The sequence below is a fragment of the Bacillus sp. 22446 genome, from assembly GCF_052044955.1.
GTDB lineage: Bacteria > Bacillota > Bacilli > Bacillales > Bacillaceae > Bacillus > Bacillus altitudinis.
On sequence record NZ_JBQEOD010000003.1, the window covers coordinates 404,529 to 412,334 of the forward strand.

Below are 7,806 nucleotides of genomic sequence, written 5' to 3' on the forward strand. Positions count from 1 at the left end.
AAAGGTTTTCTATCACGCTGAAAAGAAGACAAAGAGCCAAAATAAAGTTCATTTTAGCCCTTTGTCAACAATCTGAAGACATGCTCTCTATAAGGAGGGCATGTCTTTTTTTGTGATGGATTGAAGATGCATCTGTAGCACGGAGCGCATGAGCTGAGGCGGTAAACGATGGGGCTGTACGATTCCATTCAACGCAAGCCCATTGATGACCGCATAAAGCCGCTCAGTTTCTAATAAAAGATCGACATGATCTAGCAGTAGCTCATCCTCTTTCAATTTCATTAAGCAAAATTGAACGGTTTGAAAAAGCTCGTCATACATCTTTGCATTGAGCGGCTGTAAATCTGGTTCAGTCAGTGCCTTGACTGTAAAAGCCTGCCACACCTCCATTTCAAATATTCGTTCTTCGTCTAGTGGAAGAACCTGCTCCAATAATGTGAATACATTTTCCTCTGTTGAACCGTTTAATGGAAGCTTAGCAATTCGCTCCTTCACTCTTTCCTGAATTAAGTTCATGGAGAATAGAAATAATTCTTGCTGTGTGGAAAAATAATGACGCATAGAGCCGGCTGAAATGCCAGCTTCAACGGCTATTTTTCGTACAGAAGCGTTTTCCAATCCCTCTTGTTTAATCACTCTCATAGCAGCTTGAGCGACCTTTTGTTTTTGTTTATGGTGATCGACGATTTTTGGCATACCTTGATTTTAGCACAGCTATTGTTTTTTTAACACAGTTGTGTTATTTTTTATTTAATACAATCGTGTTAAAAAGGATGTGGGGAAATTGGTCGGTTTATTGATTGTGGCCTGTGAAATTGGTTTTTGGTTGTTTATTCTTATGGGCTTAACACTGCGTTATGTGTTTAAACAGAAAAAATGGGGTGCTTTCTTTCTTGTCTGTACGCCGGTTTTAGATCTCATCCTTCTTGCGGCTACTTATATAGATTTAAAGCAAGGGGCTGTGGCGAGCGTCATTCACGGGCTTGCGGCTGTCTATATTGGTGTGAGTCTGGCCTTTGGACATCAAATGGTGAAATGGGCGGATGCCCGGTTTGCTTATCGTTTTGCAGGTGGTCCTAAGCCAAAGGGGAAACCAAAGTACGGGAAGGAGCGGTCTTTGTATGAAATGGTGGGCTGGACGCGTCATTTCATCTCTTATGTCATCGGAGCGGGGCTATTATATGGATTGACCTATCTCATCCAAGCACCAGAACGAACGGAATCTCTGATGCAGCTTGTCAGTGTGTGGGGGATGGTCTTAACCATTGATTTCATCATTAGCATCAGCTACGTCATTTGGCCGAAAAAACACCCAGAAAATATAGCAGGTTGACAAAAAAGACAGGCGGATTTACTCCACCTGTCTTTTCTTATGATGACAGTCCTTTATAAATGGTGTCAATATTCCATTTCATCATCTTATAGTAGCTGTCCCCATCTTCACCTTCTTTGCCAATAGAATCCGTAAATACTTTCCCCTTAATCGGAACTCCGGTTTCCTCAGATAGGCTTTCAAGGCTGCGCTTATCTACACTTGTTTCAAGAAAAAGGGCAGGAACTTGATGGTCTTTAACAAAATGAATGATGCGCTTCATTTGTCCAGGTGTTCCTTCACTTTCTGTGTTGATCTCCCAAATGTAGCCAGCTTTCAGTCCATACGCATCCGCAAAATATTTGAATGCCCCTTCGCTTGTGACAAGGAGTTTTTTGTCTTTTGGGAGTTGATCAAACTTGTCTGTTGCTTCATCGTGAAGCGTTTGAAGCTTTTTGATATAGGTTTCAGCATTTTTCTCGTAATCCTCTTTATGCTCAGGATCTGCTTGAATGAGTGCATCTCTGGCATTTTGCGCATAAAGAATCCCATTCTCGACATTCAGCCATGCGTGTGGGTCCTGCTGGCTTTCAAGCCCTTTTGAAGACAAATGCTTCACTTTGACGCCTTTACTCAGCTCGGCTACAGGTGCATCAGCTCCGTCCTTGCCGCTCGATTCAAGCAGTTTTTGAAACCAGCCATTCCCTGTTTCAAGGTTCAAGCCATTAGATAGAACAAGGTCTGCATCCGTCGTATACTGAACATCCTTTGGCAGTGGGTCAAATTCATGTGGGTCTGTACCAATGGGAACAATGCTGTGAATAGAGACATGCTGTCCGCCTACTTCCTTCACAATGTCATAAAGAATGGAGTAGGTCGTGACAACTTTTAATGTACCGTCATCTTTTCCGGAACTTTTTTGCTGAGTAGAACAGCCTGCGATGACCAAAAGGGCAATACATACTGCGGCCAAACGGATTGCTAATACCTTCTTCATATATGTCCTCCTTTTACATAGACGCTTCCTTTTTTAACTGTGTTCGTTTTCGCTTCGATTTTAAGGATCTCCACAATATCCCTTGTTTCGGTGAAAAGATAAAGGCACTGCCGAATAATATGGTCGCGACCAGCACAATGGAAGCACCAGACGACAAGTTATACGTAAAGCTGAGCCCAAGTCCTACGACGGCTGAAACTGCTCCAAAAAAAGCAGATAAATAAATCATGATCCATAGCCGGTCTGTCAGTAAATAAGCGGTGGCAGCTGGTGTAATAAGCATTGCAACAACAAGAATAATACCTACAGTTTGCAGGGATGCCACGGTCACTAAGGTCAATAAGGTCATGAGGAAATAATGGATCATGCGATTCGGTAAACCGTAAACCGAAGAAATCACTGGATCAAATGAACTAATGAGCAGTTCTTTGTAGAAAACGATGACAGCCAGCAAAATGAAAATGCCGATGCCAAGCGTGATCCACATATCAGATGAACGAACGGCTAGTACGTTTCCAAACAAGATATGATATAAATCGCTGGAACTTTTCAAAAATGTAATCAAAATGATCCCAATGGAAAAAAAAGCAGTGAATACGATCCCGATGGCAGAATCATTTTTAATGCGGCTGTTTTGACTGACATATCCGATGCCGATGGCTGTCAGTACACCAGTTAGAACCGCACCAAAGAAAAAGTTAATGCCGAGCATATAAGAGATGGCAACACCTGGAAGTACAGCGTGTGAAATCGCATCTCCCATCAAAGCCATTCCCCGTAATATGATAAAGCAGCCAATGACGCCGCAGATGATCCCTACCATAACGGATGTAAATAACGCTTTTTGTAAAAACGCATATTCAAAAAGTCCGGTTAAGAATTCCATTACGCGTCTCCTCCTGCTGATTTTAAAAATGGCAGCTGTGTTTCGTATGCTTGGAGCATGACCTCAGGACGAAGAATATCATGGACAGGGCCTGCTTTGACCAGCTTCTTATTTAGAAGAACGAGATGGCTGAAGTAATCATCGGCTTTACTTAAATCATGGTGGACGACCAGAATGGTTTTTCCTTCATCTCGTAATTCCTTCAAAATGCCGATCATCGTTTCTTCACTTGCCATATCAATTCCGACAAACGGTTCATCTAAACAAAAGAGCTGTGCGTTTTGAGCAAGTGCTCGCGCAAGGAAGACACGCTGCTGCTGACCGCCAGATAATTCCCCAATCTGTCTTTTGGCAAAGTCCTGCATTCCGACTTTTTCTAAGCAATGGTACGCATAGGCACGGTCTTCTTTTTTCGGTCGTTTGATTAGTCCGAGCTTTGGGTATGTGCCAAGCAGTACGGTATCCAGTACATGGATAGGAAACGTCCAGTCTAGATCATTTCTTTGCGGTACATAGGCGATCTGTTTTCTCACTTGTTTAAAGGGTTGTTCAAAAAAACGAATGTCGCCTTGATCCTTTTCAATTAAATCCAAACATGCTTTCAATAAAGTCGATTTACCAGCACCATTTGGACCAATGATTCCAGTCATCGTTCCTTCCTGTATGGAAAGAGAGACGTTTTCTAGTGCATCCTGTCCGTGGTATGAGACATACAGGCGGTCGATTGTTAAAGCATATGACATCTCTTAAGGCCCCTTTCGATCATCAATTGCGTTTCCTAAAAATATATGCATACATTTAATAATTTTGACTAAAGGATGAAATGATTCTCTGACGCTAATTTGTTTCCTTAAGGAAACTTTTATCTTATTCTAATCGTATGTCCTTCTTTTGTAAAGAGAAATGCTGAATATTCCCATCAAGCGATCGTTTTTATGTTATGCAACGAAGAGGGGACATGAGCATGGATTATTGAAAATTCACGTGACATCCTTGAATACGAAAAATCTCAAACATTTGCTTATAAATGATTGACAGTTTGTAAGAACTCCTCATATAATAAGGGTAATTCAATATATGAATATGTGCTCATATATAATATCTACAGCAGCTGATAGGTTTGATTGAATCAGGGAAGGCTACTTATATAGAAAAAGGTGAGAACATGAAAAAGATGAAGGATGAATACGTATTAAGCGGTCTCGATTGTGGAAACTGTGCACGTAAAATTGAAACAGGTGTCAGCAAACTCGAAGGGGTTGAAGCCTGCTCAATTAATTTTGCGACGGGTACATTAACTGTGACACATGCTGATGCACAAGAAACGATGTCAAAGCGTATTGAAAAAACCGTTCAGTCCATTGAACCTCATGTGAGTGTATCACCAAAAGAAGAAGGACATCACCACGATCACGATCATGGAACAAAAAATTTAAAAATGATTGTACTGAAATTAATTGGTGGTGCAGTCATTGGAACGGCGGCTTATTTTATACCTGACAATGGCTTACTGAAGTTCATCATGTTTTTCGCCGCATATTTACTAGTTGGCGGAGATGTTGTCTTGAAAGCACTGAAAAATATTGTGCGCGGTCAAGTATTTGATGAGAACTTCTTAATGACCATAGCTACAGTTGGTGCTTTTGTGATTCAGCAGTATCCTGAGGCACTGGCAGTCATGCTGTTTTACCAAATTGGAGAACTGTTCCAAGGGGCAGCTGTGAATCGCTCTAGAAAATCAATTAGCGAATTAATGAATATCCGTCCAGAATACGCAAACCTCAAAGTGGGGCAAGAAACAAAAAAGGTAAAGCCGGAAGAAGTCAAAGCTGGTGACCGTATTGTCGTTAAACCAGGTGAAAAAATTCCTTTGGATGGACGTGTGATAGACGGTTATTCTCTTGTGGATACCTCTGCACTAACTGGGGAGTCTGTTCCAAGAGATGTGGAAGCAGGAAAAGAAGTGCTTGCTGGATTTGTGAACCAAAACGGTATTCTTGAAATTGAAGTGCAAAAAGAGCTCAGTGAGTCAGCGGTTACGAAGATTTTGGATTTAGTCGAAAATGCAAGCAGCCGTAAAGCGCAGACAGAAAACTTTATCACAAAGTTCGCTAAATATTATACACCTGCTGTGGTCGTGCTAGCTTTATTGCTTGCCTTTGTACCACCGCTTCTCATCCCATCAGCTCAATTGTCTGATTGGGTGTACCGGGCACTTGTCTTTCTTGTCATTTCGTGTCCATGTGCTCTCGTTGTATCCATTCCATTAGGTTTCTTTGGCGGAATTGGTGCCGCATCAAAACGAGGCATTTTAGTGAAAGGCAGTAATTACTTAGAAGCCTTGAACTCTGTTCGCTATGCGGTGTTTGATAAAACAGGTACTTTGACAAAAGGGAACTTTACAGTCACTCATATCGAAGCAGTGAATGAGAAATGGTCAGAAGAGGAATTGCTTTCTTTTGCAGCGCTGGCAGAAGCGCATTCTTCGCATCCGATTGCAGAATCGATTAAGGCGGCTTACGGAGCGTCTCTTGATGAGAGCCAGATCGAATCTTACGAGGATATTGCGGGTCATGGGATCAAAGCGACAATTCGCGGAGCTCATGTATTGGCAGGTAACCATCGCCTGATGGAACGAGAGGGCATTGCTTTTGAAAAAGAAAAACGAAGCGGAACGGTTGTGTATTTAGCAATAGACGGTGAGTTTGCGGGATCTATCTTGATTGCAGATGAAGTAAAAGACGATGCAGTTGAAGCGATATCTTCTCTAAAAGCTGCGGGCATTCAAACCGTGATGCTTACAGGGGATGCTGCGCAAGTAGGAAATGCAGTCGCACAACAGATCGGCATTGACGAAGTTCACACTGAATTATTGCCACAGGATAAAGTCGCCAAAATCGAAGACATGTATGAGAAAAAAGCATCTCAAGACAAATTATTGTTTGTTGGTGACGGCATAAACGATACGCCGGTTTTGGCAAGAGCGGATATAGGTATTGCCATGGGTGGACTTGGTTCAGATGCAGCAGTTGAAGCGGCTGATATTGTGATTATGACAGATCAGCCATCGAAGGTAGCGGAAGCTATTGCTGTCGCTAAAAGAACGAGAGCCATCGTATGGCAGAATATTGCGTTTGCTCTTGGGGTGAAGGCCGTCTTCCTCATACTTGGTGCATTCGGTATTGCAACGATGTGGGAAGCCGTCTTCTCGGATGTTGGTGTTACTGTTCTGGCTGTTTTAAATGCGATGAGGGTCATGAAATAAAATTGTAAGGAAAAATTCATGAATAGCGTCTTTCATAATAGACCCCCTCTTGTTAAAATAGAAGAAGTTGGATAATGGCATTTTCCTGAGCTGTTATCCTTTTTCTTTGTAAAGGAATGAATGAAAAAGATAAGGTAGGTGCTTTTGTGAGTAAAAAAAATAATCAATCTTCATCCATCAAGTTTGCAGTTATATTAACCATCATTGCAGCTCTTCTCATAGGTATTTTCGTTGTGATCGGTAACAACAACAGCCAAGAAGCACAAACAGTCGACAGTAAGCCGTCTATTAAAGGACAGCCTGTCATGGGAGATCAAAAGGCAAAAGTGCAAGTTGTCGAGTTTGGGGATTACAAATGTCCATCATGTAAATCATTTGAGACTGACATTTTCCCAAAATTGAAAGCAGACTACATAGATAATGGCGATGTATCCTTCTCATTTATTAACTTACCACTGCCTGTTCATGGGGACGGTGCGGTATTAGCAGCACTGGCTTCTGAAGAAGTGTGGAAAGAAGATCCGAAAAACTTCTGGGCATTTCATGAAGCGGTCTACAACGCACAACCAGATAGTGAAGCAGAATGGGTAACGCCAGCAAAGCTCACCGAATTGGCGAAGAAGACAACGAAAATTGATACGGACAAGCTGAAAGATAACCTATCAAAGAAAACATATCAGCCACAGTTGAACACAGATGATCAGCTGGTGAATCAATACAAAGTAAATGCAACACCAACTATTTTCATTAACAATAAACAAGTCCAAAACTTTTATGACTATGATGAAATCAAAGAATTAATTGATCAAGAGCTGAAAGGGAAAAAATCATGAAGAATAAACTGATTTACTTATACAGCGCTTGGATCGTCTCGATTGTGGCGACGATGAGCAGCCTGTATTTAAGCGAAGTAAAGAAGTTTATTCCATGTGATATGTGCTGGTTTCAGCGCATTTTCATGTATCCGCTTGTGCTTTTACTTGGAATTGCTACATTCCGTGGTGATGTCAAAGTGAAGTACTACGTTCTCCCTTTGGCCGGGATTGGTGCTTGCTTTTCCATCTATCATTATATGGAACAAAAGATTCCAGGCTTTGCATCGATTCGTCCTTGTCTAAGCGGTATTCCTTGTTCCGTTGATTATCTGAACTGGTTTGGTTTTATCACCATTCCACTCTTAGCTCTCATTGCATTTATTCTGATCATCATTAGTATGCTGCTTTTAAATGCAAAAGAAGATTGAGGAGATAGCCTGCTTTTAAGCAGGCTATCAGCGTGTAGACAAACCCTCGCATTCTTTGTCAGTCCTGCGTGCTGGTGCTCACGAATGTCAAATTCGCTCCGCG

Annotated in this window: 8 protein-coding genes; 4 read left to right on the top strand and 4 right to left on the bottom strand. The window is 41.8% G+C overall.

Going from position 1 to position 7,806, the window contains the following annotated elements:
• Positions 1-87 precede the first annotated feature (87 nt).
• Complete coding sequence (locus ACTJJD_RS09325; protein ID WP_048001828.1) at positions 88-696, bottom strand: TetR/AcrR family transcriptional regulator; 609 nt, start codon at positions 694-696, stop codon at positions 88-90.
• Positions 697-784: 88 nt separating this feature from the next.
• Between ACTJJD_RS09325 and ACTJJD_RS09330 the strand changes: the two genes are divergently transcribed.
• Positions 785-1,333 carry a hypothetical protein gene (locus ACTJJD_RS09330; RefSeq protein ID WP_017368056.1) on the top strand — a complete coding sequence of 183 codons (549 nt, stop codon included), beginning with the start codon at positions 785-787 and terminating at the stop codon, positions 1,331-1,333.
• 37 nt (positions 1,334-1,370) lie between these two features.
• Here the strand turns inward: ACTJJD_RS09330 and ACTJJD_RS09335 are convergent, their stop codons facing one another.
• The 3 genes from ACTJJD_RS09335 to ACTJJD_RS09345 are packed head-to-tail and all read right to left on the bottom strand — an operon-like array spanning position 1,371 to position 3,938.
• Entirely contained in the window at positions 1,371-2,309 is a 939-nt protein-coding gene (locus ACTJJD_RS09335) for a metal ABC transporter solute-binding protein, Zn/Mn family (protein ID WP_440608330.1), read from the bottom strand.
• A gap of 13 nt (positions 2,310-2,322) precedes the next feature.
• A complete protein-coding gene (locus tag ACTJJD_RS09340) occupies positions 2,323-3,195 on the bottom strand; it encodes a metal ABC transporter permease (protein ID WP_007500236.1) in 873 nt (290 codons plus the stop codon).
• Positions 3,195-3,938: a metal ABC transporter ATP-binding protein gene (locus tag ACTJJD_RS09345; RefSeq protein WP_024719815.1), complete on the bottom strand. Its 744-nt coding sequence runs from the start codon at positions 3,936-3,938 to the stop codon at positions 3,195-3,197. Before ACTJJD_RS09345 ends, ACTJJD_RS09340 begins: the two co-directional genes overlap by 1 nt.
• A 422-nt stretch (positions 3,939-4,360) precedes the next feature.
• Between ACTJJD_RS09345 and ACTJJD_RS09350 the strand changes: the two genes are divergently transcribed.
• The 3 genes from ACTJJD_RS09350 to ACTJJD_RS09360 all read left to right on the top strand — a co-directional run bounded on the left by ACTJJD_RS09350 (position 4,361) and on the right by ACTJJD_RS09360 (position 7,703).
• On the top strand, positions 4,361-6,460 hold the full coding sequence (locus tag ACTJJD_RS09350; protein WP_440608331.1) for a heavy metal translocating P-type ATPase: 2,100 nt from the start codon (positions 4,361-4,363) through the stop codon (positions 6,458-6,460).
• Positions 6,461-6,576: 116 nt separating this feature from the next.
• Positions 6,577-7,293: a DsbA family protein gene (locus tag ACTJJD_RS09355; protein WP_008347618.1), complete on the top strand. Its 717-nt coding sequence runs from the start codon at positions 6,577-6,579 to the stop codon at positions 7,291-7,293.
• On the top strand, positions 7,290-7,703 hold the full coding sequence (locus ACTJJD_RS09360; RefSeq protein WP_007500241.1) for a disulfide oxidoreductase: 414 nt from the start codon (positions 7,290-7,292) through the stop codon (positions 7,701-7,703). The genes ACTJJD_RS09355 and ACTJJD_RS09360 overlap by 4 nt, the downstream gene beginning before the upstream one ends.
• Positions 7,704-7,806: the final 103 nt, after the last annotated feature.